We start from the raw sequence: 26,817 nt of genomic DNA, 5'->3' as shown, positions 1-26,817 counted from the left end.
GTTGTTTATCAATTAATTACAAAATATATGCTTTTTAGGTGACGAAGTCAGGAAAGCCTCCACAAGACGGTGACGGAAGAGCTTTTTGCCGAATTTTGGATTTATGATTTAAACATTTTTCCGCCATGTCCGTCACTTTTGCGCCCTCCCATCTAAGCGCATCAGATGGTTCCGGCTTACAACAAACGTGACGGCATGACGGAAAAAATAAGATGGTATAAGTTTTCCACGAAAGGCCTACGGGCCTATTCTCATCAGACTTCCTTTTAAGAAATCACTTATTTGGCTACGCCCTGGTTGGCCACGGCAGCCATGAGCTTCTTGATTTTCTCAGGATCGCCGAGGAAGTAGTCTTTCGTCAAGCGAAGTTCGTCGTCAAACTCGAACACGTAGGGCACGGCTGTCGGCAGATTGAGTTCGGAGATGGCTTCGTCGGAAATGTTCTTCAGATGTTTCACGATTCCTCGCAGACTGTTTCCATGGGCCACCACCAGCAGGCTGTCTTCCTGTTTCAGTCGGGGGAAAATCTCACACTCCCAGTAGGGCATCACCCGTTTGATGGCGTCCTTGAGCGACTCCGTGCGTGGCAGTTCCGCGTCGGGCACGCAGGCATAGCGCGGGTCTTGCTTGGCGCTCCGTTCGTCGGTATCCTTCAGGGGCTCCGGTGCCACATCGTAGCTGCGCCGCCAGATGTGTATCTGTTCGTTGCCATATTTCTCGGCCGTTTCGCTCTTGTTGAGTCCCTGCAGTTGTCCGTAGTGTTTCTCGTTCAGTCGCCACGTCTTTTCCACGGGAATCCAGTCGAGGTCCATGCTGTCGAGCACGCAGTTGAGCGTCTTCACTGCCCGTTTGAGATAAGATGTATAGGCATGTGTGAACGTGATGCCAGCCTTCTTCAAGTCTTCTCCGGCCTGCAGGGCCTCTGCCATTCCCTGTTCGCTGAGGTCTACATCGGTCCATCCCGTAAACCGGTTTTCAAGATTCCAACGGCTCTGGCCGTGGCGCAATAATACGATTCTTTTCATAAAAAAATACTTTCTGTTGTCTGTTTGAATATTTAAATTGAAGTCTTTTGTCTTTCCCGTTTGTCGGTCTATGCAAGTGTGATGTCCTTGTCGAGATACACGTCCTGAATGGTGTTGAGCAGTTCCACGCCCTCGTTCATGGGTTTCTGGAAAGCCTTCCGCCCACTGATGAGTCCCATACCACCGGCCCGCTTGTTGACCACGGCCGTGATGACGGCGTCCTTCAGGTCGGAAGCCCCGTGTGACTCTCCGCCCGAGTTGATCAGTCCCACACGCCCCATATAGCCGTTGGCCACCTGATAGCGGCAGAGGTCTATGGGGTGCTCGGTGGTGAGTTCGGTATATACGCGGTCGCTGGTCCGCCCGAAGCCGATGGCCTTGAATCCGCCGTTATTCGAAGGCAGTTTCTGTTTCACGATGTCGGCCTTGATGGTGGCGCCGATGTGATTGGCTTGTCCGGTGAGATCGGCCGCCGCATGATAGTCCACGCCGTCTTTCTTGAATCCGTTGTTTCGCAGATAGCACCACAGGATGGTGGCCATGCCCAGTTCGTGGGCATATTCGAAGGCCTGCGCCACTTCTACAATCTGCCTGCGGCTCTCTTCCGATCCGAAATAGATGGTGGCGCCCACGGCCACAGCTCCCATGTTCCAGGCCTCCTTCACGGTGCCGAACATCACCTGGTCGTAGCTGTTGGGATAGGTGAGCAGTTCGTTGTGGTTCAGTTTCACGATAAACGGAATCTTGTGGGCATAGCGCCGGGCTACCGCTCCTAATACGCCAAAGGTAGAAGCCACGGCATTGCATCCGCCCTCGATGGCCAGCTTAACGATGTTCTCGGGATCGAAATACATCGGGTTGGGGGCAAACGACGCACCGGCCGAATGCTCTATGCCCTGGTCTACGGGGAGAATAGACATGTAGCCGGTGTTGGCCAGCCGACCATGTCCGAAGAGTGTCTGCAAGCTGTCGAGCGTGCGTATGTTCCGGTCGCTGTCCATCCACACGCGATCGATGATGTCCGCTCCCGGCGCATAGACCATGCTCTTGTCTATCGTCTTACACTCATGCGACAAATAGTATTCCGCCTTGTCGCCCAACAAATTAGCAATTCTTTTGTTCATAATTCCTATCAATTAAAGGGTTCATTATTTCTTTCTCACTGCGTATAGAACCTCATTCCTAATGAAAGCAACTATATTATATTCAAATATATAGTTTTATTTAAGTATGAACAATACCTATTTATTAGTATTTTATGTTTATTAAAGAAAAAACATCAATTGTAACTATCGCAACCGGGAAAGTTACCCGAATGAACACGCTCTTCACTTACGCAAACCAAAGCAACAGCTTCACGGCCGAAAATAATAGTCCGATTATCGAAATTCAAAAGCTGTGCTTTTAGCCACTAAAAGCTACACTTTTACATGCTAAAAGCAGCCCTTTCAGGAGGCGAAAGGGCTGCTTTTAGAAAGTAAGGGATGAACCCTTATAAAATCATCGCTCAAAAAAGGGATTGTCTTACCTGAAAAGTCGCATTTCAGACACAAAGACAGGATTGTTTTCTTGGGAAGACGAGAAAGTCGATATCGTGCGAATACCCAGATACTTGACCGGTTGCGCCGAGTAGAACACGATATTCCAAGGCTCCTGGGCTGCCGTAGGAACAAAGGGACAGGTGGCATAACCCAGACGGAAATATGTCTCACCGTCGTTGGATCCAAGTACTTCAACCTCTTTCATAAAGAGGACGTAGAGGCGGTCGCCCCAAAACATTCCCGCCGGCGTAAGCTGAATGGCAGCGATGGGCGTCTCTTCATGAAGGTTGACACGCAACCAGGAAGTCTTGTGCGTACCGATAAGGAATCTTGCGTAATTATCCTTATTATCGTCACTCAACTCCATTCCCGGCATGCTGTAGTTCGTCAACACGTCATAGCTATGAACATCCAGCATTTTCAGGTTGTCGACCGTACCGTTCGGATTCACCCAATGCACTTCTTTGCCCAGTTCCCATCTGAAAGTATTATACTTCTCGCTCAGCTTGATACCGTCGGAGCCGTCGAAGGTGAAGGCTGTCAAGCCTTTACCACCGTCCTTCATCTCCAGAAGCGTCTTCGACTTGTCGTTCAGCACGACTTCGAAAGCCTCGTCCGACTGCAATCGGCCTTGCTTCACTGTTACCGTTTTGCGCTCCAGCTTGTAGGCGTCGTCGCCGACCACTTGGACGTTCTCGGTTTCGGTCTGGCTGAGCTTCGTGTTGTCTATCCTTAGATTGAAGGTCAGGTCTTTATCGGCGGCAGCCGTCAGCTTCACGTGCAAGCGCAGCGTGTCGCCAGGAATTTCAAGATTAGGCGATGTTCCGGCTTGGGCATAAACGGTTTTCATCGAATTCTTGGGATTATAAAGATGGTTGTCGATATAGGCCACAGCCTTGTATTCGTCGCCTTCGGAAGGATAGAGCGTCGAACCTACTTCGGGTTCGCTCTGGCAGGCGGTCAGGGCTAACGGCAGCAACAGCGCCGCCGACATGCTCTTGAGGAAGTTCTGTATATTATTTGTTTTCATTTTGATTGCTGCATAAAAGATTCTATTTTCCATCAATTCTCACGTTGGGCGTCCACGTAATGTTGCCCGCACCGTCAACATGGGCCGTGTTGCCGTTCTTGCGTGCGTCTTCAAACGAATCGCCGCTACCTTCGTTGAACTTGAAATAAGCGTAGAGACCGGCAGAGCCTTGATCGGCCGCATACATATTGTTGACAATCTGCGACTGCGAGAGAGCCCGCGTCCAGAGACGGCACTCGCTGACCATCACATTGGCCTTGAGCCATTTGTCGCGTTCGGTGCTATTACCAAACCATACGTTGTTCTTGTTGATTTTGGTCACCTTGCCCGGCAGAGGCACGCTGTTGTCAAGTAGGCCGTTGACATAGAGTTTCAACGAAGTGCCCGAGCAGACGATCGCGATATGGTACCAAGTGTTGGTAGAGAACTTCATGTTGCTGTTGAGTTGCTGTCCCTGGGTCTTGATATTCATGCGGTTGCCCTCGATAGGCGCGTCGCCGAAGCGCGAGAAGATTTCACCGCCGTCCTTGCCCCAGCCACAGAAAAGCTGCTGATTGTTCTTTTCGCCAAGGTGGGTACCCAGATTATCGATGTTGACACAGTACTCCACACTCCACTCGGTGAGTTCCAAGTCATCTTTCAGCTCAAACTTGATCACGTTGGTCTTATTATAAGTAGGCACGGCCTGGCGCACCACGTTGTCAAACAGATAGACAATGGACCCGCCCGAAACGAGCACTTCTTTCTTGCCGTCTTTACTGACGAGCTTCAGCGGCAGGGCGAATTTCTCCGCGGCCTTCTTCTGTTCTTCCGTGAAAGGCTTGACCTTGATGTTCACTAAGGCCGACTGGCTCTCGCCCTTCGCTATCTTGATCTCCTGTGTCGACAGACTGTAGCCTGCCTGCGCCATCACCTTATAGTTGGTGAAGTTGTCCTTGTTGTAGCGGTCGAGGGCCTCCTGGTCGATGACCAAGCCGAACGAGCAGTCTTCGTCGGTGGGCTTCGATAGCAGAACTTTGAAACTGGTTTCTGTCTCCCCTTCATCTTCCACCACCACTTTGCGGGTAGTATTGCCGTTAGTCTTGGTCTGATCGATAAATGCCTGGTCTTCGAGCACGGTATATTTGGCGTCCTCACACGACGTGGCAGTCATAAGTCCCAACGCGCAAAGGGCCAGTATTGTTTTATGATAGAAAAATTGACGCATGTTTCTTGTCTTGTTAATCGTTATTTATTGGTAGGATTTTGCAGTTGAATGGCCGCACGCAGACAGGGATAGGTATTGATGGTGCCCTCCTTGTCGTATTCGTATTCCATGTGGAAGGTGCCAAGGCCACCCTTCCGATAGGTCACGCCGTTGAAGGTAGGATTCCACAGAGCGTAGGCAATCACGCTACGGGCACCCCAGTATTGTTCTTCCGCGGGCAGCTGGTGAACCGCTCCCGTATTGATATTCGTGTTGCTTGTCACCCACGTCAACATATTGGCGGCGGCCAGCCCGTCGTAATCGTGACGATGCTGCTGCCCCTTGGCCATGATGATGCGCAGGCTCTCGATATTGCCACCATCCTCGAAGTTCTCGGTCATGATGATCTTCTTGCAGAGCTGCTCGGGCGTCATGACACCCTTGTAGTGAGCGTACTGCTTGTCAAAACGACTTTGGAAAGACGACGCGTCCCTGTAACCTGAATCTTTGTCGTGATACACCTGTAGGATGAAATAGTCGAAGCAGTCATGCAGCTTGGCGTCAATGCTCTCGGGCATGCCGTCGATGACGAGCATCTTGCCTGTACCCGAGCGCGGGCCCAGCTCCTTGGAGAGCAGTTCGATAAAGTAAGTCATCATCCCCTCTGCCTTCCACAATTCTTCCTGAGGCTGGAATCCGATCTGCGGAATATAAGGCTCGGCGTCGAAGTCGAAGCCGTCGTAATTGTATTTGGCAATGGTATCAAGGATGGCGCGGGCGTATTTTTCCACGGCCTTCTTCTGTTGCTCCTGCTCATAGCCCCATCCCCAGAACTCGTGACGGAAGTTCTTACCGGGATTTTTCTCCTTCCAGTCGGCCGGCTCGTCGGGCGTGAGCTGGTCGCCGATATCATGTATCTGCCAGCAGATGAGCACCTTGGTGCCTTTTTTCTCCTGTACGAACTTCAAGTCTTCCTTCTGCGATTCGGTAGGATTTTTCCAGTTGCCCCACAGCGACACGAAGTCTACGCTATCGGGCAAGCCGGCCAGCGAACTTTTCAGCGAGGCGCTGCGCCCCGTCCAGCCACCGAACCAGCCCATCGCTACGGGATGGTCGCTTTTCTTATAATTACGCAGTTGCTCATAGTAAGCTTCGCTGCGGTTGGTCACGGTCAGATTGGCCGGATCTTTTATTTCCGTATCGAGGGCGTCGCTGCATGCGGTCATGCTCAGAATGACGCCGGCGGTCAACAGAATTTTCTTATATAGCTTCTTCATTTCTATTTTCGTTGTAATATAGGTTATTTGGAATGTCTTGCTCTCTGCCACCACATCATGGTAGCGTAGTCGTCGGCACCGCCCAGAAGCTGCTTGGCCTTGGCCAGATTCTCAGGGTTCTCCGTGATTTCGGTACTGGAGAATGGGATGCGATTGGGCACTTTGATATTGTAAGAGCCTGTGCTCTGGTCTACGTCGAACACTTTCGGATAGCCTGTGCGACGTATTTCGTTCCACGCTTCCTGTCCGTCGGGAAAGAGCGCGATCCATTTCTGCACTATCAGGCGCTCTAATTTCTCCTCTTCCGTGCCATCGTCATTCCACCGGATGGTGATATCGCTCACGCGGGGAGCATTCTTCCCAAAGCCGCCTGGGGCGTTATTGTAGTAAGCCTGCATGCTCCAGCTGTCGTTGAGATAAGTACCGGCGTCGCCGGCTCCCCACTGTCTGAACGAAAGACGGACGCCTTCTTCGTACAATTCCTTAACGGTACCGCCCATGCCGCTCCAATTAGCCAAGGCGCCTTCGGCCCGACAAAAGGCCATCTCGGCAGCCGTGAGCCAGATACCACGGGTGTTGCTCTCCACGTTGGCTGCCGAATAAATGGGCACAGCCACCGACTTGTTACCGATCTTGGCACCGGCCCGGCAGCCGATGATAGCTCTGGAGCCGGGCGAACGCTCCGCAGGCTCCTTGAAATATTTATTCAGGCGCGGGTCGTTAAAACCCGTCATGTAGCTTTCGATGTCGGCGCAGGCGCGGCTGTCACCCCACTCCACGGAAGTCTTATGCAAGCCCAGCGGCACGTAAGCGATGGTGCAGTTCTGGTCGTTCTGCGTAATGACACCTGCGGCAACGGCCTCTTCACCGTATTTCTTCGCCTTCTCAGGGTCGGCAAAGCGCATACGGACGGCCATGCGCAACTTCAGCGAATGGGCAAAACGGCGCCAGTTGGCCACCTTTCCGCCATAAACCTTGTCATACATGGCACTGACGATAAGACCATCGTTGTCGCCCATCTGGTTCTTCAATATTTCGGAAGCCTCGTCGAGGTCGGCTATCAGCTTGTTGTAGATGGCTTCCTGCGACGAGTAGGCATCGGCGTCTTTCTCCAAACCGATGGGAAACGGGCCGTACTTGTCGGTCAGCCGCAGATAGCCCTGGGCTCGCAGGATGAGCGCCCACGCGTAGTTGATATCCTTCCGGCCCTCGCCGAGCCGCTCTATCTCCTTAAACGCCGACACGAACTTAGGCGTGATGTTCTTGAAAGGCCAGTTCACCCAACCCGCGGGGGCATTCATCGTGGTGAAGTTGGCACTGTTGAAATTATGATTGACATAGGTGAAGTAGCGTCCCAGATAGTTGCCGATGAGGTCTTCATCCATCTGATAGGCGTTCTCCTGCTCGGGGAACACGGCATTCTGCATCTGCACGAGGAAAGAACCGACGGTATAGTTGTCGCGTCCCAGCTCTTCGGCCGAGGCGGCATTGCCCGGACGGTTGGCTTCTTCAAAGCCTGCCGTACACGACGTGAGGCCTCCCAAGCCCATCCATGCAATCAAACTGATGGCGGCTGCGCCATGAATATGTTTTCTGATCATTGTCTTGATGTCTAAATTACGGTTTTACAAGTTAGAATTTCACGTTCACGTTGAAGCCTACGGAACGAAGGCTGGGTTGCATGAAATAGTCGAATCCCTGATAATAGGTACCGGTAGAAGCCGTCGACTCTGGGTCGAACGGAGCCTTGCGGTAGAGCATGAAAAGGTTGTGGGCCGTCAGACCGAGGGTCACACGCACGGTCTTGAGGAGACTTTTGGGCAGCGTGTAGCTGAGGTGGGCCTCCTGCAGACGGGCATTGGTGGCGCTGTAGATGTATTCCGACCATATCGGATTGCCACCACCGACCACGGCGTAATAGCCTTCGGCGTCGACCTTGCCGCTGTTGACGGCGACACCGCCGTTATCGCGGGCCTTGGCCGAAGCCTTCGACACGCCGAACTGATCGAGATAGGCCTGTGTCTGGCTCATGACGATACCGCCCAAGCGGGCCGTGAGGAGGAAGCCGAGCGTCACGCCCTTGTAGGAAAACTCGTTGGAGAAGCCGATATTGCCCTTCGGCAGCACAGAACCACGATAGACGGGATTGGTCAACGTGCGCTGCATGACGTTACCGGTCTTGTCGAGGGCAACGTTACCGTCGGCGTCATACTTGAAGTCGGTCGTGGTATAGACGTCACCCATCGTACCGCCTTTGCGCAGGATGAGGTCGATTCCGTTGAGTCCACCCATATTGAGGGTCTCCTTCGGGTCGTCGAGCAACCGGATGATCTTGTTCTGGTTGGCGCTGTAGGTGAAAGTCGTGTTCCATTCGAACGCGCCCCAAGCCTTGTTGAAACCCAGCGAAAGCTCGATACCACGGTTGCGGACATTACCCGTCTGGATATACTCGTGGTCATAACCCTGCGCCGTAGGGATGGAACGTAGGAAAGTCTGCTTGCGGGTGTTGGACTGATAGAGGGTCACGTCCAATGTCAGCGCGTTGTTGAAGAAGCGTGCGGTGAGGCCGGCTTCCCATGAGTCGGTGCGTTCGGGATAGAACGTTTCGGGAAACTTGTAGGTCACAGTGCCATAAGTGCCCGACGACGGATCGTACTTGTAGCGCCAAAGCGAGGAGATATTGGGCTTGATGGCCGAGCCGACGGAGGCCCAAGAGCCGCGAATCTTCATGTAGTTGATGAACTTCGGAAGCCGGACCATCTGCGAAATGACGGCCGACATACCTACCGACGGATAGAAGAACGAGCTGTGGGCCGTGCCGTCGAGGGCCGAATCCCAGTCGTTACGACCCGTAAGCGTCATATAGAGCATGCTGCGCCAGCCCAGTTCAATGTTGGCGAACAGGGAATTGATGTAATGCTTGTTGAGCTCGTAGATTGGTCTGTTGTCATTGGTGACCTGACTATAGTCGATGGCATTGGGCGAAAACACGTTGGACGGAGCCTTCAAGCCGCCCCGAAAGCCGGTCACATCGTACTTGGTGCGCGAAAAAGAACCGCCGACGTTGGCGCCGATACTGAAAATTTCCCAGGTCTTGTTGATGTTGGCCATCAAGTCGCCGTAGAGATTCTGGTCGTTGATCTTGTCGTAACCGTAGTAGCCGTAGTCGGAATGGGCGAAGAGATTGATCGTCGACGCGTAGCGTTTATCCTCCTGCTTGGTCACGGCGTCGTCCCAGCGCAAGCGGCCGGTGATATCAATCCACTCTGCAAGTTGATACTTCAAGCTGCCGTTGACCATATAGCGGCCTTTCTTATTGGTGCGGTTCATGCGCTTGGCCACCCAGTAAGGGTTCTGCATGCTGAGCGCGTCGCCGAAATTCCAGTTCTGCTTGTAGATTTTCCGGTTGGGGTCCCAAAGTTCAAACGTGCGCACCGCGTCGAAGCTCTCGCCCCGCGGAAAGAGATAGACACCCGTGAGCGGGTTGAAATACTCCCCCTGCGCCGTCATGTTCCGGTCGTTCTCCAGAATATAGTTGAAGCCGAAATCGAGCGTCATCTTGTCGGCCAGAAAGCTCGTCGTATTGCGGAAAGTGAGATTGTAACGATTGTAGGCGTTGTTGGGCATGATACCCTTGGCATTGGTCGTACCCAGCGAAAGGTAGGTTTGGTTCTTGTCGGTGCCCGTCGTCAGCGACACGTTGTTCTGCACGTTGGTTCCCGTATTGAAGAAATCCTTGGGATTGTACGTGCCAAACTGCGACGCACGCTTGTCGCCCCAGGTCATCACTTCGTTTTGTCTGTTGACGTAAGACGTCTGAAACTCGGGCATGACGAACGGTCGGGAAAACTGCGTGCTGTTGGAAACCGTCACGCTGACCTTGCCTTCCTTGCCCTTCTTCGTGGTAATCATGATGACGCCCTGCGCGGCGGCCGAACCGTAGAGCGCGGCGGCGGCCGGACCGCTGAGCACCGAAATGCTCTCGATATCCTCGGGATTGACGTCGGCAATACCCTCGGAGCCCGGCTGGTCGGAATATCTTCCGCCGGTGATCTCGCCCCGACTGCGGTCGGTCACGGGAATACCGTCGATGACGAACAGCGCTTGGTTGCTTTGCGTGATGGATTTCGGACCACGCATCACGACACGCGTGGCGCCACCCATGCCCGCCGCGGAAGCGTTGATGTTGACACCGGCCACCTTGCCGCTGAGCGAATTCATGAAGTTGGCGTTCTTCACGGTGTTCACGTTGTCGCCTCCCAGCTTCTGCACGTTGTAGCTCAACGCCTTTTCCGAACGTTTGATACCCAACGCCGTCACCACGACATCATTGAGCGTGTGGCTCTCTTCGCGCATCATCACGTCGATCTTGCCACGCTGCTTCTGTTCCACCTGCTGCGTACTGTAGCCGATATAAGAGAATACGAGCGTGGGATTGGCTTCCTCGGTGGTGAAAGAATAACGGCCGTTGAGGTCGGTCACCGTGCCCTGCGACGTGCCTTTCACCTGAACGCTCACGCCGATCAGCGGCTCACCGGCAGCGTCGGTTACCGTTCCTTCCACCACATGGGCCGCCACTTTCTTTTGCTGCGGCTTCTGCGCGGCGTTTTTCCCGTCTTTCGACAGATAGACCACGTTGTCTACAATGCGGTAGCCGATGCCGGTGCCCGCGAAAAGCTTGTCGAGAATACTCTTGAGCGACTCGTCCTTGGCCTGGACCGCGTTGACTTCCACCTTTGCCAAGGCGTCGTTGTAGAAGAAGCGATACTTCGACTTGTCTTTCAACTGTTTAATCACTGTTTCGAGCTTGGCGCGCTGCGTGGAAAAGCTAACTTGGGCCCACGTCCGCTGCATCGGAATACAGAGGAGGAAGAGCGCCAGAATAGCCTTGCACAACCTCAAGCCATGTTCATCGTGTTTCTTGTCCATGATTAGGATACGAAATTAAAATGTTTAAGTTATTAATATGTAATTTGAAATTCACTGCTATAACTCATAACAACGCTCAATCGAAAATTACGTATTCATGTATGACAATATTTTAATTTCACTGAAAAAAAAACTCCCACGAGAGAGAACCCAAATAGCAACCCTTACTAAAAAAAAACATTCCTTTTGGTTTGGTGTTTTCCACGCGCCGGGAAAGGTTGCCGGCGTTTGCCGTGGCGTTTGCCGAACTTCGGCATTTAACATCTGTTTTGCCTTGACGTTTGCCGAAGCTCGGCATTTAACACCTGTTATACCTTGGCGTTTGCCGAAGCTCGGCATTTAACACCTGTTATACCTTGACGTTTGCCGAACTTCGACATTTAACACCTGTTATACCTTGACGTTTGCCGAACTTCGGTATTTAACACCTGTTATACCTTGACGTTTGCCGAACTCCGGCAAGCCTGCCGCCGTTTGCCGTGATGTCTGACGAACTACGACTTCCGAGTTTGTACGAGAGAGAGCCCAGATATTCTTTTCTTTATTGCCATCATAAAAGCCCCCGAAAGTTTTTTGACTGACTTTCGGGGGCATATCAGGGACCAACCCTTCCTTATTTCATGTAAAATGCAAAGGTATGAAGCTACATTTTACTGATGATTCCTAATTTCGTGGAATTGATGAAGTCCACGATTTTACGTATCTCCGGACCGTCGGGAACCTGGTCGTTGATCTGCAACACGGCGTCGAACACGCTGTTCTGGCCGTGGAACACCAGACGATAGGCATTGGCCACATGCTTCTGCACCTTCTCATCCACGCCGTTGGCGGTCATCATCGTGTTGTTGGGACCGTTGTAACCGACAGGCTTGCCGCCTGCTATGATATAAGGTGGAATATCTTTCGAGAAGGTGGTGCCGGCCTGAATCATCGCGCAGTCGCCCACACGGGTCTTGCCGTTCTCGATGACCGATGACGAGAAGATGACGCCGTTGCCGATCAGGCAGTCGCCGGCTATCTTCGTGCCGTAGCCGAACACGCAATGGTCGCCCACCTTGGTGTCGTGCGAGATATGAGAGCCTTCCATCAGGAAGTTACGGTTACCGATGACGGTCCGTCCGCCACAGTGGGTCGCACGATTGATGACCACGTTCTCACGAATGATGTTACCGTCGCCTATGATCAGTTCGGTCTTGTCGCCACAGAACTGGAAGTCCTGCGGAAGCGCTCCCACGACGGCGCCCTGATGCACCTTGTTGTCTCTGCCCATACGGGTTCCGTTGAGAATGCTTACAAAGGGGAAGATGATGCAATCGTCGCCGATCTCCACGTCGTCCTCAATATAGACGAAGGGGAATATCTTGCAGTTGTCTCCTATTTTCGCCTTGGGAGAAACTTCAGCTTTCGCACTTATTTCACTTGCCATAATACTAATGTTGAATGTTGAACGTTGAATGTGAAACGCGCCGGGTGAATATAATCATCCTATCTGGCGCCTCCACCCAAGGCGGAGTATAGGTTGACGATGGCCTGCATGCGGCTGAAATCGTCGGCAACCTTGGAGAGTTCGGTGTTGAGAAGACTGCTTTGAGCTGTAATCACCTCGAGATAGGTGGTGCGGGAACTTACCATTAAGTCCTTGGTGTCCTCCACGTTCTTCTTCAACACTTCTATCTGTTTCTCTTCTATCTTTGACTTTTCCAAAGAGGAATTATACTTTACAAGCGCGTTGCTCACCTCGCTGCCGGCTGTCAGTATCGCGTTCTGCCAGGTGTTGTAGGCTTGTTCGTACAGCGCTTTGGCCACTTTCAGTCCCGCGATGAGCCTGCCGTTCTGAAAAATGGGCTGCGTCAGCGAACCAACGGCCCGCCACAACAGCTTGCCGGGATTGACAATCCCCATCCCGCCACTGTTGGTATAGGCGCCGCTGCCACTGATATTCAGTCCGGGATAGAAGCGGCTGCGTGCGGTCTGCACATTATAGAAACATTGTGCCAGGCTCATCTCGGCCGCGTGCACGTCGGCCCGATTATTGAGCAGCCGCAAGCCCACGCCCGTAGAAAAGTCGGTGGGCAGCAGCTGGTCGTCCATCTTGCCGCGGGCAATGGTCTGGGCCTGCTGGCCGATAAGCAACGAGAGCGAGTTCTCCGTCTCACGAATCTGCCGACGGATATCGGTCTTCTGCGTCAGAACGGAATAGTAGTTGGCCTCCGCGCTCTGGACGGCGGTGGAACGAATGCCTACGACAGCGTCTTTGCGGAGTTTCATGATTTCCCAGGTGTCCTTGGTCAGCTGCTCCATGTCGTTTACCAGCTGCATCTGCTTATCAAGCATCAGCAGCGTGTAATACATGTTGGCCACGCCGGCTATGACTTTGGTCTTGACGGCCACCTGATAGTCTCTCGTTTGCAGCAACGCGGCCTGCACGGCACGCTTCGACGAAAGAAGCGTACCGAAGAGGTCGACATTCCAGCTGGCATTCAGCGGAAGGCTGTAGACCTGGGTTGCCTTGCCTCCGTCCCATGAAGAGATGGTTCCCTGCGGACTGAAATTGAAAGAAGGGAGGAAAGATAGCTTGGCGGCCTTGAGCTGCGCTTCGGCCATTTCCACATTGAGCGCGGCGTTCAACAGGTCCGTGTTGTTGTCTAAAGCCTGCCGGATAAGGCCTTGCAGGATAGGGTCGGTAAAGACGTCGCGCCATGGAAGATTGCCGAAACCGGCCGTATCAGTCACGGCCAGCGTATCGTTGTCCGACACGGCGTCGCGCACCAGTCCTGTCGTCTTTACGTCGGGACGCTCATATCGGCCGTACAGGCTCTTGCAGCCACTCAGCGTGAGCGCCGCAAGTCCCAGTACGAGCATTGTATTGATCTTACTTTTCATCATATTGGTTCTTATAGTTTAGTGGTGTCGCGGCACCGTTTGCATGGGCATACTGTTCAAGCTCGGCCGCGGCCTCGTGATTTTCCTCATCCTCGAAAGTGATAGGCGTAAAGCGTTCCTGCAACCACTGGAAGACCGCAAAGAGGGCCGGCACGACGAAAATCTGGCAGAGGGTACCGATCAACATACCACCCACGGCGGCGGCACCCAGCGTCTGGTTACCGTTCTTTCCAACGCCCGAAGCGAACATCAGTGGCAGCAGGCCGATGACCATGGCCAACGACGTCATCAGAATAGGACGCAGACGGGCACCCGCACCCAAGATGGCGGAATAGCGGATGGCCATGCCGGTCTTACGACGGTCGAGGGCGAACTGCACGATAAGGATGGCATTCTTCGCCAACAGACCAATCAGCATGATCAGCGAGATCTGCATGTAGATGTCGTTGGAGTGACCGAAAAGCTGCGTAAAGATGAACGCGCCGGCCAGACCGAACGGTATGGAGAGAATAACAGCCAACGGGAGGATGTAGCTCTCATACTGGGCACTCAGAATCAGATAGACGAACACCAGACACAGCACGAACACCAAAGCGGTGGTATTGCTACTCTCCGCCTCCGAACGGGTCAGACCGGAGTATTCGTAGCCGTAACCGGCCGGTAGCGTGTTTTTAGCTACTTCGGCAATGGCCTGCATGGCCTGGCCGGTGGAATAGCCGGTAGCCGGCGTTACGCTGACGTTGATGGCCGTAAAGAGGTTGAAACGGGCGATATTGGACGGACCGTAGACGCGCTTCAGCGTACAGAACTCCGAGACGGGCGACATCTGCCCGCTGGCCGTACGCACGTAGATGTTGCTCAACTGGTCGGGACGAAGGCGGTCATTGGGATTCGCTTGAATCATAACACGGAACAACTTACCGTAAGCGTTGAAGTTTGACGCGTAGAGACCGCCCAGATAACCTTGCAGCGTAGCGAGAACCGTGCTCGGCGAAATGCCGGCCTGCTTGGTCTTGGCCACGTCGACATCCACCATGTACTGCGGATAATTGGGGTTATAGGTGGTCATTGCGGTCTGAATCTCATCACGCGTGTTCAGCTCTTTCAGGAAACTCTGCGTCAGATTGAAGAACCTGTTCAAGTCGCCGCCGGTCTTGTCCTGCATCGTCATGGTGATACCGTTCTGCACGGAGAAGCCCGGAATCATCGGCGGACCGAAAGCCAGAATCTGAGCGTCCTTGATGGAGGCCGTCTGCTTGTAGATCATGCCCAGCACCGAGTTGGCTTCGAGCGGATTGACAAACAGCGCCATCGGGTCGGCGTTGGCAATCGCGTTCTTGATACGGGCTATAAAACCGCCCGAACGCTCCTCAAAGGGTTTCAGCTTAATAATAAAGGTGGCTTGGTCAGAACCCTGACCGGCTACGAAGTTGTAGCCGATGATGGCCTCGCGACGCTGGATGGCGGGATTGCCGGCCAGCATGCTGTCCACCTCGTTCACGATTTGCCGCGTACGTTCCTGGCTGGTACCCGGCGCGGCCGAAATCATGACAAACAAAGTTCCCGTATCCTCGTTGGGCACAAGGCCGGTCTTGGTGGTCGACATCAACACGACGAGAGCCACGATGCCCACCGCGATAGAGCCGCCTGCCACTAATTTGTGATTGATGATGAAGGTAACGCCTTTCTTGTATTTCTCCGTCGTGCGCTCAAACACACGATTGAAATTGCTGTGGAAACGACTGACGAACGTAGCGTTGCTATGGTCTTTCTCCTTGTCGTGGGGCTTCAGCAAGATGGCGCACAAGGCCGGCGACAGCGTAAGGGCGTTGACGGCCGAGATAACGATAGACACCGCCATCGTTACACCAAACTCACGATAGAACGTGCCCGACGTTCCACCGAGGAACGACACGGGAACGAACACGGCGGACATAACCAACGTGATGGAGATAATGGCTCCTGAAATCTCGTTCATGGCATCGATGGAAGCCGTGAGAGCACTCTGATAGCCCTGATCGAGCTTCGCATGCACGGCCTCAACCACCACAATGGCGTCGTCCACCACAATGGCGATGGCCAACAGCAAGGCCGAAAGAACGAGCAGGTTGATGGAGAAGCCAAACACCCACAGGAAGAAAAACGTACCGACCAAGGCTACCGGAACGGCAATCAACGGGATCAGCGTCGAGCGCATGTCCTGTAAGAAAACGTAAACCACAAGGAACACGAGCACCAATGTGATGAACAGCGTCATGATAACTTCCTCGATCGAGGCGAAAAGGAACTCGGTGGTATCCTGTTCGATGGTGTATTTCAGTCCCGGCGGGAAGGTCTTGCTGGCTTCTTCCAGCGCTTTCTTCACGTCGGTGGCTATCTCCGTAGCGTTGGAACCCGCAATCTGATTGACCATACCCATCACGGCAGGGTGTCCGTTGTTGATCAGACTCACGTTGTATTGCAGCGAACCAAGCTCTATATCGGCCACATCCTTCAGCCGGAGGGTCTGGCCGGTGGTCGAACTTTTGATCAATATATTCTCAAACTCGCTGGCTTTCTTCAGACGTCCCTTGTAGCGCAGGGCGTACTCGAAAGCCACCGTACCGTTCTCGCCCAGCGATCCCGGCGCGGCCTCGATGTTCTGCTCGGCCAGAACGCCCGAGATATCAGACGGAACAAGACCGTAAATCTTCATCTTTTCGGGCTTCAGCCAGATACGCATAGAGTAGCTGGCCATGGAAGGGCTCTGCACGTCGCCCACACCATTGATACGCTTCAAAAGCGGAATGATGTTGATGTTGTTGTAGTTGGTCAGGAACCGACCGTCGTAACGGGAATCATCGGTGGTCAACGAATACATGATGACGTTGGACGACTGGCGCTTGCTCACCGTCACACCCACACGGGTGACTTCGGCCGGCAGTAAGGCCTGGGCTTGTTGCACGCGGTTCTGCACATTGACCGCACACATGTTGGGATCGGCCCCCTGCTTGAAATAAACCGTAATCATGGCCGATCCCGCGTTGGTAGCGGTAGACGACATATAAGTCATGTTCTCCACGCCGTTGATACTCTCCTCAAGCGGAGTTACAACGGAGTTCAGTACGGTCTGCGCATCGGCTCCCTGATAGGTCGTCACCACCATAATAGTCGGTGGAGCGATGTCAGGATACTGCTCAATAGGCAGCGAAGCTAGACCGATGATGCCCAGCAAGACGAAGAAGATGGAGACCACCGTCGACAGTACCGGGCGTTTTATGAAGTTTGTAAATGTCATATCGTTTGTTTATTTAGATTTCATTGCGTCGATAAACCCCTTGGCCGTATTCTGACTTTCGGCAAGTTTGGCCGCGTCGCTCAACTTCTTCTGATACGCTTCGACGGTAATGGGCTTGATGGCCTGGCCGTCCGTCAGCTTCGTGATACCTTTCACGACGATGCGGTCTCCTACGTTCAGACCTGAAGTGACGATATAGTTGTTACCGTCGTTCTGTGGATCCACCTTGATTTCGCTATAAACCACCTTATTGTCTTTACCGACCTTATAGACAAATATTTTGTCCTGCACTTCGGAGCAAGCCTCCTGTGGCACCTGAATGGCGGCATTGTTGTCGTTGGGAATGATGATCTGCCCTGCTCCACCGCTCTTCAACAGCTTTTCGGGATTGGCGAAATGGGCTATCAACGTAACGGCCCCCGTAGACTGGTCGATGACACCGCTGGCCTTGACCACCTTGCCCGGATGATTGTAAACCGTACCGTCGGCCAACTGCAACTTCACGGCCGGAAGGGCGTTGAGAGCCGCGTTGACGTTACCGGCGCTCTTGGTAAGATTGAGAATCTGGCTTTCAGACATAGAGAAGAACACTTCTACGGTTCCGATTTCCGACACGGTGGTCAACGCGTTGGAAGCGCTCACCAACGCGCCTACCTTAAACGGCAGACTGCCGATGACGCCGGCCGACGGACTTATCACCTGACACCAGCTCAACTGCTCCTTGGCCGAAGCCAAAGCGGCCTGCGCCTGGGCTACGGAAGCCTGCGCCGTGGCGTAGGTATTCTGCGCCGTCGAGAGTTCATACTGACCGATGACGTTTTTCTCAAATAGCTTTTTATTGTTTTCGTAGGTCAGCCGGGCTGTATTCAGCTGTGCCTTGGCTGTATTGACGCCGGCCTGGGCCTGCTGAACGGCGGCACGATAGGTCTCGCTGTCAATGCTGAAGAGCACCTGTCCGGCCGATACAGCCTGGCCCTCGTGTACATATACTTTCGTGATGAAGCCCGAAACCTTCGGACGAACTTCCACGTCCTGAATACCTTTTATCGTTGCCGGATAGGTGGTTTGCATGGAGGCGCTGCTCGAACCGAGGGTCAAAACAGGGAACTCATCGTCACCGAACTTAGGCATTCCACCGCCGCCGCCACAAGAAACGAGCGAAGCGGCAACAGCCACAACTAACAAAAGACTTTTAATTTTCATACCTTATTATATTATATCTGTTAAACTTCAAAGGAATACTATCCCCACACATGAAATTCTCTCTTCGAACTAAGCAAAGAAAACTCTCCACAATTGCTTAGTTTTGATGTGCAAATGTACGAATAATATCCTCACAACTACAAACGACGACACTCTCTTTTAACTCTTTTTATAAAGAATACCTAATTGTTTGGAGCCAATAGATTCAGCGCTTCCATGATTTGTCAGAAAAAACTACCTGATTTTAACACTTCTGCAACGCTTCATCCAGCTGCCGAAATGGCAAAAAACTTCTTTGATTTGCCGATTTTTATATCCTTTTATACCAAAAGCTATGCTTTTATCGGCTCAAAGCATAGCGATTACGCTGCTAAAGCATAGCTTTTAGCCGACGAAAGGGCCGCGATTACGGCCTAAAAGCATAGCGATTAAGGGTAAAAAAGCGAGGGAAAAATACGCTGAAAAGCACAATATGTTGATAACCAGAGCTTTATAAACTCGCTCTACAATCGATTATTTTCGTCCAAGTCTTTTCTTTTTCAAAATAATGCCACTTTTTTGATGGTATATGTAAAGATAATTCAGGGCGCGGTAGCTATCATTGACACTTGTAAACATTGTCCCCACTAATTTTCTACCGGCCCTTTTACATCATAACCTCTTTTTTCTTCCCCCCATATAGTCTGCAGGGGGATAGCTTCAGGCGTACAAAAAGGGCTGAAACGGAAAAGTCAGACCAATCCCATCTGCTTGGCTTTTTGCATCAACAGCTGCATCAGCGGCTCACGCTCGTTAGGCACCTTGTTGTCAAGCACGGCGTCTTTCAGCGTCTGTTTCAGCGTACCCACTTCGCGCGAAGGTCCCAAATGGAACATTTCCATAATCTCATTGCCGTCGATAACAGGTTGCAACAGCCGCTTGTAGTCACGCTCGGCCAAGTCAGAAATCTTTTCTCTGACGAGTTTGAAGTTATTAAGAAACCGCTGTTTGCGTTGGCTGTTCTTGCTCGTCACGTCGGCTTCGCACAGCATCATTAGGTCGCCGATGTCGTCGCCGGCGTCATTCACCAGACGTCGCACGGCACTGTCGGTCACTTCCTCGTCGGCAATGGCGATGGGACGCATGTGAAGCTCGACGAGCTTTTGCACGTATTTCATCTTCGAATCCAAAGGGAGCGTCAGCCGACGAAAGATAATGGGCACCATTTTCGCGCCAATGAAGTTGTGATTGTGGAACGTCCAGCCCTGAACATTGTCCCATCGCTTGCTCTTAGGCTTACCCACATCGTGGAGCAAGGCAGCCCAGCGCAACCATAATTTATGTTCGCCGAGGTCTTTTCCAAGAGCTTCTTCCTGACTTTGGGCCCGACAAAGATTTTCCAGTACTTCCAATGTGTGGTAGTAGTTGTTTTTATGGGCACGTCCGTTACGCGTTTCCACCACGTCAAGGGCCACCAACTCGGGCAAAACGAGGTCGAGCAAACCGCTCTCGCGCAGATAATAAAAGCCTTTACTGGGATGAGCAGACAAGATTATCTTGTTCAGTTCCTCCTGAATACGCTCCCCGCTGATGATTTTCAGCCGATCAGCATTGCGCTTTAGGGCATCGAAGGTTTCGTCATCGATATAAAAGCCCAGTTGGGTGGCAAAACGAACACAGCGCAACATGCGCAGCGGATCGTCGCTGAAAGTGATGTCAGGGTCGAGCGGTGTGCGGATAATACCATCCTCCAGATCGCAGATTCCGTCGAAAGGATCTATCAACTCGCCAAAGCGATCGGCATTAAGACATACAGCCATGGCGTTAATGGTGAAGTCGCGGCGGTTCTGGTCATCTTCGAGTGTGCCGTTTTCGACAATCGGTTTACGCGAATCATGACTGTAACTTTCCTTTCGTGCGCCGACAAATTCTACTTCAGTATTCTTATATTTCACCTGAGCCGTACCGAAATTACGGAACACTGAGATATAAGCACGCTTGCCCAAGAGCTTCTTCAGTTCATCAGCCACGCGTATGCCGCTGCCCACCACCACGACATCTATGTCGGCGGAGGGACGCTCAAGAAACAGGTCGCGCACGTAACCGCCCACTACATAGCAATCGAGACGTAACGAATCGGCCGCTTCGGAGATTTTATGAAAGATGTCATTATTGAGTAATTGTGCCAGGTCGGCATTGGAAAGATTTCGCATTATTCTGAATTTAACAACGCAAAGGTATAAAAAAAACGATACAGATTACAGAGATTAACACAGATTATTATTTATTGGCGAGGGCGCGAAAAGCATGTTCCATTAATTTTATAACTTTGCAAGAATGAAGTCGAAAATCATATTTTACTTATTGGGAGGACTGTTCCTATTGTCGTGCCAGACCTCAGATGATCAGCAAGCCCGGGCCAAACTGCGGCAAATAGAGCAGCTCTATGCTTCGGGTAAGTATCAGCCGGCACTCGATTCCATACTGAAACTAAGAGCGGAATATCCCAAGGCCATTGAAGTACGCAAGAAAGCGCTCCGCATCTGGCAAGAGGCTTCGCTTAAACTGACCCAATTAGATATTGGCAAAACAGACTCGCTGCTGCAGGCTACCATCGCTTCGATACCTCACGAGGCCGATCGCTACAGGCGCAATATGCTGGGCGTGAAACGCGATTCACTGCAAGCACGCTACGAAGCGTTGTGCGGCACGGTAAGGGTCATTCGCTTTAAAATGAGAGAAAAGTAAAATTTGGATATTTCACATAATATCAGTAAATTTGCAGCCAACAAGTTTTTTGAAACAATGAGCATTCAAAATACGGAAGAACAGTTTAAGGCTGTCATGAGCGAATGTCGTGAGCTTTTCCGCAAAAAGCTGCACGATTACGGCGCGTCATGGCGCATTTTACGCCCCGCCTCTCTGACCGACCAACTCTATATCAAAGCCAAGCGCATCCGTTCACTCGAAATCAAGAGAGAATCGCTGGTGGGCGAAGGCATCAGACCGGAATTCATCGCCCTCATCAATTATGGTATCGTGGGCCTTATCCAATTGGAAAAAGGCTTTGCGGACACGGTAGACATCAATCCTGACGAAGCTTTGTGCCTTTATGACAACCATGCGCAAGAAGTACTGAATCTCATGTTGAAGAAGAATCACGACTACGACGAAGCATGGCGCTCGATGAGAGTGAGCAGCTATACCGATTTTATACTTACCAAACTGCAAAGAGTAAAGGAAATAGAAGATATCCACGGCCATACTTTTGTTAGCGAAGGAATCGACGCCAACTACATGGATATTATCAATTACGCCGTATTCGGCGCGATCAAATTAAATGAACAGATTTAAGACTATCATTGTCAACGTCAGCAGATTTATTCTGGCGCTCACCTTTATCTTCTCGGGCTACATCAAAGCAATTGATCCGCTGGGCACCCAATACAAGATTCAAGACTATCTGGAAGCACTTGGAATGCGCGACTGGGTAGCCGACTGGATAACATTGGCCACTTCTATTTCATTATCGGGACTCGAATTTTGCTTGGGAATCTTTATTCTTTTTGCTATTCGACGACGTCTTACGACAAAGCTCATCACGGTTTTCATGGCCTTGATGACGCTCGTGACACTCTGGTTGGTAATAGCCAATCCGATAAAAGACTGCGGCTGTTTCGGCGACGCGATTGTTTTGATGAATACAGAGACGCTGCTTAAAAATATCTTATTGCTCGGTTGTGCCGTCATTGCGATGATCTGGCCGTTGCGTATGGCGCGCTTTGTCAGCCGAAACAACCAATGGATCGTGATGAACTATACCATTTTGTTCATCTTGGCCAGCAGTGTCTACAGCCTCTACTTCCTTCCACAGTTCGATTTCAGGCCCTATCATGTCGGCGCAAGCATACGGGAAGGTATCAAAATACCGGCGGGAGCTAAGCAACCGAAATTCGAAACGACATTCATCTTACAGAAGAACGGCGTCAAAAAGGAGTTTACGCTGAATAATTATCCGGATTCCACTTGGGAATTTGTGGACAGTAAGACCATCCAGACAGAAGAAGGATACGTACCGCCAATACATGATTTCTCGATAGAATATAACGGAGAAATGCTGACAGATTCGGTATTGAACGACAAAGCCTATACGTTCCTGCTCATTTCGCCTCACATTGAATACGCCGACGACAGCAACTTCGGTGAAATCAATCATCTTTACGACTATGCCAAGGCTCAAAAAATATCGTTCTACTGCCTCACGGCCAGCACCAAAGACAAGATTCGGGAATGGACAGAATGCACAGGAGCCCAATATCCCTTTGCGACAACCGACGAAACGACGCTGAAGACGATGATTCGCAGTAATCCCGGACTTATACTGCTGAAAGATGGCCGAATTATTCGTAAGTGGAGCCATAACAACCTGCCCCAACTGAAAGCGGATAGCAAACCTTTGGCACAATTAGAAGAAGGACGACAGCCCGACAATCCGCTGCCCGAAAGAATCCTACAGATCGTGATGATCTTCGTGTTGCCCCTCTTTCTGCTCACATTGGCAGACCGTACATGGGCTTGGACCAGATATGTTAAATTCAAAAAGAGACAATAACAGTCATATCTTAACATTTAATTAATAAATAAAAACAATGAGAAAGAAAATTGTAGCAGGCAACTGGAAAATGAACATGAACCTGCAAGACGGTATCACGCTGGCAAATGAGATCAATGAAGCCATGAAAGCTGATAAACCTAACTGCGAAGTTGTAATCTGCACTCCATTCATTCATCTTGCGAAGGTTGCCGATGTGTTGGACCAGAGCGTTGTCGCTCTCGGTGCGGAGAACTGCGCCGATAAGGCCAAGGGTGCCTATACGGGTGAGGTTTCTGCCGAAATGGTGAAGAGCACAGGCGCCCGGTACGTTATTCTCGGCCACTCAGAGCGTCGCGAGTATTATGGTGAGACTGCCGAAATCCTGAAGGAAAAGGTTCAGTTGGCACTGGCTAACGACTTGAAGATTATCTTCTGCTGCGGCGAAACACTTGAAGAACGCGAGGCTAACCGCCAGAATGAGGTTGTTAAAAACGAACTTGATGGCAGCGTATTCAATCTAACTGCTGAAGAATGGAAGAACATCGTTCTCGCTTATGAGCCTATCTGGGCTATCGGTACAGGTAAAACCGCTACTTCCGATCAAGCGGAAGAGATGCTGGCCTACATCCGTTCGATTGTTGCGGAGAAGTATGGGCAAGAGGTTGCTGACGAGACATCAATCCTCTATGGTGGCAGCTGCAAGGCTTCAAACGCTCCCGAGCTCTTCTCTAAGCCCAATATCGATGGCGGTTTGATCGGTGGCGCTTCTTTGAAGTGTGCTGATTTCAAGGGTATTATCGACGCTTGGAAAAAGTAATCGCAAGTAAATAGACCTGTATAGGGTGGGTAGACACCGCTTAACAAATGGTAGTGCAGCCCACCCCATATATTACTTAATTTGTGCAACTATGCAATTTTTCGTCACATTATTCTTCATGCTGATCTGCGGAATAGCAACAACCCAGGCGCAGACTTTTACCGAGCACATTCAGAAGAAACAAAATGGGCAAGGAAGCGTGACGATTCATCAAAGCAAACAGATAGAAGACTTAGTGAATGGCACAACTGCCAATACTAAGCAAACGACTTCGCAGGCCAAGAACAAGCCTGTAACGACGTCACATGCCACCCAAAACGACAGCATAAAGAAAACGCCAAAGCCGGATAAAAAGACCGCGGAGCCCGACAGTATCAAGAAAGAGGCGTCACGGGAGACCAAGCACGATTCTACTAAAACAGAACGTCACGAGGCCGAGAAGAAAGAAAACGAACGCCCCGAGACCGACAAACGAACGGAATCGACTGAACAAAAGAGTCTGGAAGAAGCCGGGATGGACATTCCGACTGTTGACATGCGCAAGAAAATTATGCGCAGAAGTTACAAAATAACAGGCTACCGCGTGCAGGTATATGCCGGTGGCAACTCAAGAGAAGACAGAATCAAAGCCGAGAAAATCGGTTCAGACATAAAGATGAAATTCCTCGACCAGCCGGTCTATGTTCACTTCTACTCGCCCCGATGGATATGTAGGGTAGGCAACTACCGGTCGTTTGAAGAGGCCAACCACATGCTTCAGCAGATTAAAGCCATGGGCTATCAACAGGCTTGTATCGTAAGAGGAAAAATCACCGTGCAATATTAAAGCAGAAAGAAAGCGCTTTCTGCCCCGGATGAAACCCCTTAAAGACTTCGGTACATGGCAAGAAGCGCTTTTTAGACAATTCTATTGATATGAATCCGGAAACAGAATACAGAGAAGGTCTCGAACAATTGGCAGCTCACTATGAGTCGATCCTCAAGCTGTTGGGCGAAGACCCTGAACGGGATGGGCTACAGAAGACCCCTATGCGAGTGGCTAAGGCCCTGCAAGTGCTGACTCGCGGCTATGCGCAAGACCCACACAGGGTGCTGACCGACGCCTTGTTTGAAGAAAAATATAATCAAATGGTTATCGTGAAGGATATCGATTTCTTCTCGATGTGCGAACACCACATGCTGCCTTTTTACGGAAAGGTACACGTAGCCTACATTCCGAACGGCTATATCACAGGACTGAGCAAGATAGCGCGGGTCGTCGACATCTTCAGCCACCGTCTGCAGGTACAGGAAAGGCTGACCCAACAGATTAAAGACTGTATTCAAGACACGCTGAAACCCATGGGCGTGATGGTCGTCATGGAGGCCAAACACATGTGCATGCAGATGCGTGGCGTAGAAAAACAGAACGCCATCACCACGACAAGTGACTTCAGTGGCGCTTTCAATCAGGCAAAGACGCGCGAGGAATTTATGAATCTGCTGCGTGGGGAATCAAAACGAATTTGATTAGATTACCACCCAACCTGAACTTATACAGCAATAACATGTTTTTTAAATCACATACAACAATGAAAAAAGTCAATTATTTATTCTTACTGATGATGTGCGTCATGACGATTACATCATTGAGCTCGTGCCTCGGCGACAACGATGACGACCAGAGGAAGAACTATTCATACCTGACACATGATCAACGTATGCAGATGTTGAATGCGGCGACGGGTAATTACACCGGTTGGATGTACTACGTTAACACTGCCACGCAGAAGAGAGATTCGACTGCGCTGAATTGGCAGATTTCCGGCAAAGACTCAACGCTGACCATTGCCTCGTTGCCACTGAAGCAATTTGCCAACTATACCAACAATAATACTGCTAAAGATGTGCTCAACAACACGCCGGAACAGAATCTGACAGCTACGATCTATGCGCCTTATGTTATCAGGACGGAAGAGTGGAATAATCAATTCTACCAATATTCACTGGTGCCCAAGGACTTAAAACTCAGCTTCACCACCGCCGACAACAAGAAATGTGAGCTGTCTTTCATCGCCACCCAGCTGTCCGCAGACTATCTTTACTATCCTATCATGCAATATTACAAAGGTCAGAACCTTTTCTATCTTCTTGTCAAAGACCTTAAGATTGATGATGCGACCTACTCTATCAACAACGCGTTCGTTGTAAGAACGAAAAGGTAACAAACCGTAATCGAGTATATGAAATTCATTTCATGGAATGTAAACGGCCTGCGTGCAGCTGTAGGAAAGGATTTTGAAAAGTCTTTTGCACTGCTGGACGCAGACTTTTTCTGTCTCCAAGAGACGAAAATGCAGGCCGGGCAGTTGGATCTGCACTTCAAAGGGTATGAAAGTTACTGGAATTATGCCGACAAGAAAGGATACAGCGGTACGGCTATTTACACGCGTCATCAACCAATAAGTGTAAAATACGGTATCGGGATAGATGAGCATGACCACGAAGGACGTGTTATCACCTTGGAATATAGCAACTTCTATCTTATTACTGTCTATACGCCTAATTCACAAGACGGGCTCAAAAGATTAGATTACAGAATGAAATGGGAGGAAGATTTCCAAGCCTACCTGCGCTCCCTTGACCGGATAAAACCGGTCATCGTATGCGGCGACATGAATGTAGCGCATGAGGAAATAGACCTCAAAAACCCAAAGACAAACCGCCGCAATGCGGGATTTACCGACGAAGAACGTGAAAAAATGACAATGTTGCTGGCCAATGGTTTCACCGATACCTTTAGAACGCTACACCCTGAGGAGATAACTTACAGTTGGTGGAGCTATCGCTTTCACGCCAGAGAGAAAAACGCAGGCTGGCGCATCGACTATTTCCTCATTTCCGACCGCCTACGTGAACATCTGAAGCAAGCAAGTATTCACACGGAAATCTACGGCAGCGACCATTGTCCGGTAGAATTGGAACTCGAAGACTTCTAAACATACCCCTTACGATTTCATCGCTCACTCGATCATTTGTGGAGACAAGTCTGCAAGCGATGAAGTCATATAAATCTGTCAATCGTTTATGGGAGCGG

The 26,817-nt window shown here is 51.1% G+C and carries 21 protein-coding genes; 9 read left to right on the top strand and 12 right to left on the bottom strand.

Annotated elements, in window-relative coordinates; all coding sequences use genetic code 11:
* Positions 1-278: 278 nt before the first annotated feature.
* The 11 genes from gpmA to JHU38_RS10445 all read right to left on the bottom strand — a co-directional run bounded on the left by gpmA (position 279) and on the right by JHU38_RS10445 (position 18,351).
* On the bottom strand, positions 279-1,025 hold the full coding sequence (gpmA, locus tag JHU38_RS10495; RefSeq protein ID WP_107581261.1) for a 2,3-diphosphoglycerate-dependent phosphoglycerate mutase: 747 nt from the start codon (positions 1,023-1,025) through the stop codon (positions 279-281).
* Between the two features lie 68 nt (positions 1,026-1,093).
* On the bottom strand, positions 1,094-2,149 hold the full coding sequence (locus JHU38_RS10490) for a class I fructose-bisphosphate aldolase (RefSeq protein ID WP_107581262.1): 1,056 nt from the start codon (positions 2,147-2,149) through the stop codon (positions 1,094-1,096).
* Positions 2,150-2,549: 400 nt separating this feature from the next.
* Positions 2,550-3,596: a BT_3987 domain-containing protein gene (locus tag JHU38_RS10485; RefSeq protein WP_158267270.1), complete on the bottom strand. Its 1,047-nt coding sequence runs from the start codon at positions 3,594-3,596 to the stop codon at positions 2,550-2,552.
* 22 nt (positions 3,597-3,618) lie between these two features.
* Complete coding sequence (locus JHU38_RS10480) at positions 3,619-4,803, bottom strand: DUF1735 and LamG domain-containing protein (protein ID WP_107581264.1); 1,185 nt, start codon at positions 4,801-4,803, stop codon at positions 3,619-3,621.
* Between the two features lie 20 nt (positions 4,804-4,823).
* Positions 4,824-6,059, bottom strand: coding sequence for a glycoside hydrolase family 18 (locus JHU38_RS10475; RefSeq protein ID WP_107581265.1), 1,236 nt, complete (start codon positions 6,057-6,059; stop codon positions 4,824-4,826).
* 23 nt (positions 6,060-6,082) lie between these two features.
* Positions 6,083-7,660 (bottom strand): SusD/RagB family nutrient-binding outer membrane lipoprotein, encoded by a 1,578-nt coding sequence (locus tag JHU38_RS10470; RefSeq protein ID WP_107581266.1) that lies wholly within the window; start codon positions 7,658-7,660, stop codon positions 6,083-6,085.
* Between the two features lie 31 nt (positions 7,661-7,691).
* A complete protein-coding gene (locus JHU38_RS10465) occupies positions 7,692-10,988 on the bottom strand; it encodes a SusC/RagA family TonB-linked outer membrane protein (RefSeq protein ID WP_232369936.1) in 3,297 nt (1,098 codons plus the stop codon).
* A gap of 643 nt (positions 10,989-11,631) precedes the next feature.
* The gene (gene lpxA / locus JHU38_RS10460) at positions 11,632-12,414 is read right to left on the bottom strand and encodes an acyl-ACP--UDP-N-acetylglucosamine O-acyltransferase (RefSeq protein ID WP_107581268.1); all 783 of its coding nucleotides are present in this window, start codon (positions 12,412-12,414) and stop codon (positions 11,632-11,634) included.
* Between the two features lie 59 nt (positions 12,415-12,473).
* Positions 12,474-13,874 (bottom strand): efflux transporter outer membrane subunit, encoded by a 1,401-nt coding sequence (locus tag JHU38_RS10455; protein ID WP_107581269.1) that lies wholly within the window; start codon positions 13,872-13,874, stop codon positions 12,474-12,476.
* Positions 13,861-17,148, bottom strand: a complete 3,288-nt coding sequence (locus JHU38_RS10450; RefSeq protein WP_107581270.1) for an efflux RND transporter permease subunit — start codon at positions 17,146-17,148, stop codon at positions 13,861-13,863. The genes JHU38_RS10455 and JHU38_RS10450 overlap by 14 nt, the downstream gene beginning before the upstream one ends.
* A 9-nt stretch (positions 17,149-17,157) precedes the next feature.
* On the bottom strand, positions 17,158-18,351 hold the full coding sequence (locus JHU38_RS10445; protein ID WP_107581271.1) for an efflux RND transporter periplasmic adaptor subunit: 1,194 nt from the start codon (positions 18,349-18,351) through the stop codon (positions 17,158-17,160).
* A 216-nt stretch (positions 18,352-18,567) separates the two neighbouring features.
* Between JHU38_RS10445 and JHU38_RS10440 the strand changes: the two genes are divergently transcribed.
* Positions 18,568-18,732, top strand: a complete 165-nt coding sequence (locus tag JHU38_RS10440) for a hypothetical protein (RefSeq protein WP_207859369.1) — start codon at positions 18,568-18,570, stop codon at positions 18,730-18,732.
* A gap of 350 nt (positions 18,733-19,082) precedes the next feature.
* Here the strand turns inward: JHU38_RS10440 and JHU38_RS10435 are convergent, their stop codons facing one another.
* Positions 19,083-20,543 (bottom strand): CCA tRNA nucleotidyltransferase, encoded by a 1,461-nt coding sequence (locus JHU38_RS10435; RefSeq protein WP_107581272.1) that lies wholly within the window; start codon positions 20,541-20,543, stop codon positions 19,083-19,085.
* Between the two features lie 124 nt (positions 20,544-20,667).
* Between JHU38_RS10435 and JHU38_RS10430 the strand changes: the two genes are divergently transcribed.
* The 8 genes from JHU38_RS10430 to JHU38_RS10400 all read left to right on the top strand — a co-directional run bounded on the left by JHU38_RS10430 (position 20,668) and on the right by JHU38_RS10400 (position 26,719).
* A complete protein-coding gene (locus JHU38_RS10430; protein WP_107581273.1) occupies positions 20,668-21,078 on the top strand; it encodes a hypothetical protein in 411 nt (136 codons plus the stop codon).
* Positions 21,079-21,135: 57 nt separating this feature from the next.
* Positions 21,136-21,684 carry a DUF1599 domain-containing protein gene (locus tag JHU38_RS10425; RefSeq protein WP_107581274.1) on the top strand — a complete coding sequence of 183 codons (549 nt, stop codon included), beginning with the start codon at positions 21,136-21,138 and terminating at the stop codon, positions 21,682-21,684.
* A complete protein-coding gene (locus JHU38_RS12460) occupies positions 21,671-22,942 on the top strand; it encodes a BT_3928 family protein (protein WP_232369935.1) in 1,272 nt (423 codons plus the stop codon). Before JHU38_RS10425 ends, JHU38_RS12460 begins: the two co-directional genes overlap by 14 nt.
* A 37-nt stretch (positions 22,943-22,979) precedes the next feature.
* Positions 22,980-23,741: a triose-phosphate isomerase gene (gene tpiA / locus JHU38_RS12455; protein ID WP_232369934.1), complete on the top strand. Its 762-nt coding sequence runs from the start codon at positions 22,980-22,982 to the stop codon at positions 23,739-23,741.
* A 91-nt stretch (positions 23,742-23,832) separates the two neighbouring features.
* A complete protein-coding gene (locus JHU38_RS10415) occupies positions 23,833-24,567 on the top strand; it encodes an SPOR domain-containing protein (protein WP_107581275.1) in 735 nt (244 codons plus the stop codon).
* 89 nt (positions 24,568-24,656) lie between these two features.
* Positions 24,657-25,250 (top strand): GTP cyclohydrolase I FolE, encoded by a 594-nt coding sequence (folE, locus tag JHU38_RS10410; RefSeq protein ID WP_107581276.1) that lies wholly within the window; start codon positions 24,657-24,659, stop codon positions 25,248-25,250.
* A 62-nt stretch (positions 25,251-25,312) separates the two neighbouring features.
* On the top strand, positions 25,313-25,945 hold the full coding sequence (locus JHU38_RS10405) for a DUF4840 domain-containing protein (RefSeq protein WP_158267271.1): 633 nt from the start codon (positions 25,313-25,315) through the stop codon (positions 25,943-25,945).
* An 18-nt stretch (positions 25,946-25,963) separates the two neighbouring features.
* Entirely contained in the window at positions 25,964-26,719 is a 756-nt protein-coding gene (locus JHU38_RS10400) for an exodeoxyribonuclease III (protein WP_107581278.1), read from the top strand.
* The last annotated feature ends 98 nt before the right edge of the window (positions 26,720-26,817 follow it).

The organism is Prevotella illustrans (assembly GCF_017426725.1).
GTDB classification, from domain to species: domain Bacteria; phylum Bacteroidota; class Bacteroidia; order Bacteroidales; family Bacteroidaceae; genus Prevotella; species Prevotella illustrans.
The sequence above is the reverse complement of the archived record's forward strand: the minus strand, read 5'-3'. Positions and strand labels throughout refer to the sequence as shown.

What these genes read in the sequence shown, in the direction of transcription:
- gpmA (WP_107581261.1), bottom strand. Translation starts at nt 1,025, where the DNA reads ATGAAAAGAATCGTATTATTGCGCCACGGCCAGAGCCGTTGGAATCTT.
- JHU38_RS10490 (WP_107581262.1), bottom strand. Translation starts at nt 2,149, where the DNA reads ATGAACAAAAGAATTGCTAATTTGTTGGGCGACAAGGCGGAATACTAT.
- JHU38_RS10485 (WP_158267270.1), bottom strand. Translation starts at nt 3,596, where the DNA reads ATGAAAACAAATAATATACAGAACTTCCTCAAGAGCATGTCGGCGGCG.
- JHU38_RS10480 (WP_107581264.1), bottom strand. Translation starts at nt 4,803, where the DNA reads ATGCGTCAATTTTTCTATCATAAAACAATACTGGCCCTTTGCGCGTTG.
- JHU38_RS10475 (WP_107581265.1), bottom strand. Translation starts at nt 6,059, where the DNA reads ATGAAGAAGCTATATAAGAAAATTCTGTTGACCGCCGGCGTCATTCTG.
- JHU38_RS10470 (WP_107581266.1), bottom strand. Translation starts at nt 7,660, where the DNA reads ATGATCAGAAAACATATTCATGGCGCAGCCGCCATCAGTTTGATTGCA.
- JHU38_RS10465 (WP_232369936.1), bottom strand. Translation starts at nt 10,988, where the DNA reads ATGGACAAGAAACACGATGAACATGGCTTGAGGTTGTGCAAGGCTATT.
- lpxA (WP_107581268.1), bottom strand. Translation starts at nt 12,414, where the DNA reads ATGGCAAGTGAAATAAGTGCGAAAGCTGAAGTTTCTCCCAAGGCGAAA.
- JHU38_RS10455 (WP_107581269.1), bottom strand. Translation starts at nt 13,874, where the DNA reads ATGATGAAAAGTAAGATCAATACAATGCTCGTACTGGGACTTGCGGCG.
- JHU38_RS10450 (WP_107581270.1), bottom strand. Translation starts at nt 17,148, where the DNA reads ATGACATTTACAAACTTCATAAAACGCCCGGTACTGTCGACGGTGGTC.
- JHU38_RS10445 (WP_107581271.1), bottom strand. Translation starts at nt 18,351, where the DNA reads ATGAAAATTAAAAGTCTTTTGTTAGTTGTGGCTGTTGCCGCTTCGCTC.
- JHU38_RS10440 (WP_207859369.1), top strand. Translation starts at nt 18,568, where the DNA reads ATGATTTGTCAGAAAAAACTACCTGATTTTAACACTTCTGCAACGCTT.
- JHU38_RS10435 (WP_107581272.1), bottom strand. Translation starts at nt 20,543, where the DNA reads ATGCGAAATCTTTCCAATGCCGACCTGGCACAATTACTCAATAATGAC.
- JHU38_RS10430 (WP_107581273.1), top strand. Translation starts at nt 20,668, where the DNA reads ATGAAGTCGAAAATCATATTTTACTTATTGGGAGGACTGTTCCTATTG.
- JHU38_RS10425 (WP_107581274.1), top strand. Translation starts at nt 21,136, where the DNA reads ATGAGCATTCAAAATACGGAAGAACAGTTTAAGGCTGTCATGAGCGAA.
- JHU38_RS12460 (WP_232369935.1), top strand. Translation starts at nt 21,671, where the DNA reads ATGAACAGATTTAAGACTATCATTGTCAACGTCAGCAGATTTATTCTG.
- tpiA (WP_232369934.1), top strand. Translation starts at nt 22,980, where the DNA reads ATGAGAAAGAAAATTGTAGCAGGCAACTGGAAAATGAACATGAACCTG.
- JHU38_RS10415 (WP_107581275.1), top strand. Translation starts at nt 23,833, where the DNA reads ATGCAATTTTTCGTCACATTATTCTTCATGCTGATCTGCGGAATAGCA.
- folE (WP_107581276.1), top strand. Translation starts at nt 24,657, where the DNA reads ATGAATCCGGAAACAGAATACAGAGAAGGTCTCGAACAATTGGCAGCT.
- JHU38_RS10405 (WP_158267271.1), top strand. Translation starts at nt 25,313, where the DNA reads ATGAAAAAAGTCAATTATTTATTCTTACTGATGATGTGCGTCATGACG.
- JHU38_RS10400 (WP_107581278.1), top strand. Translation starts at nt 25,964, where the DNA reads ATGAAATTCATTTCATGGAATGTAAACGGCCTGCGTGCAGCTGTAGGA.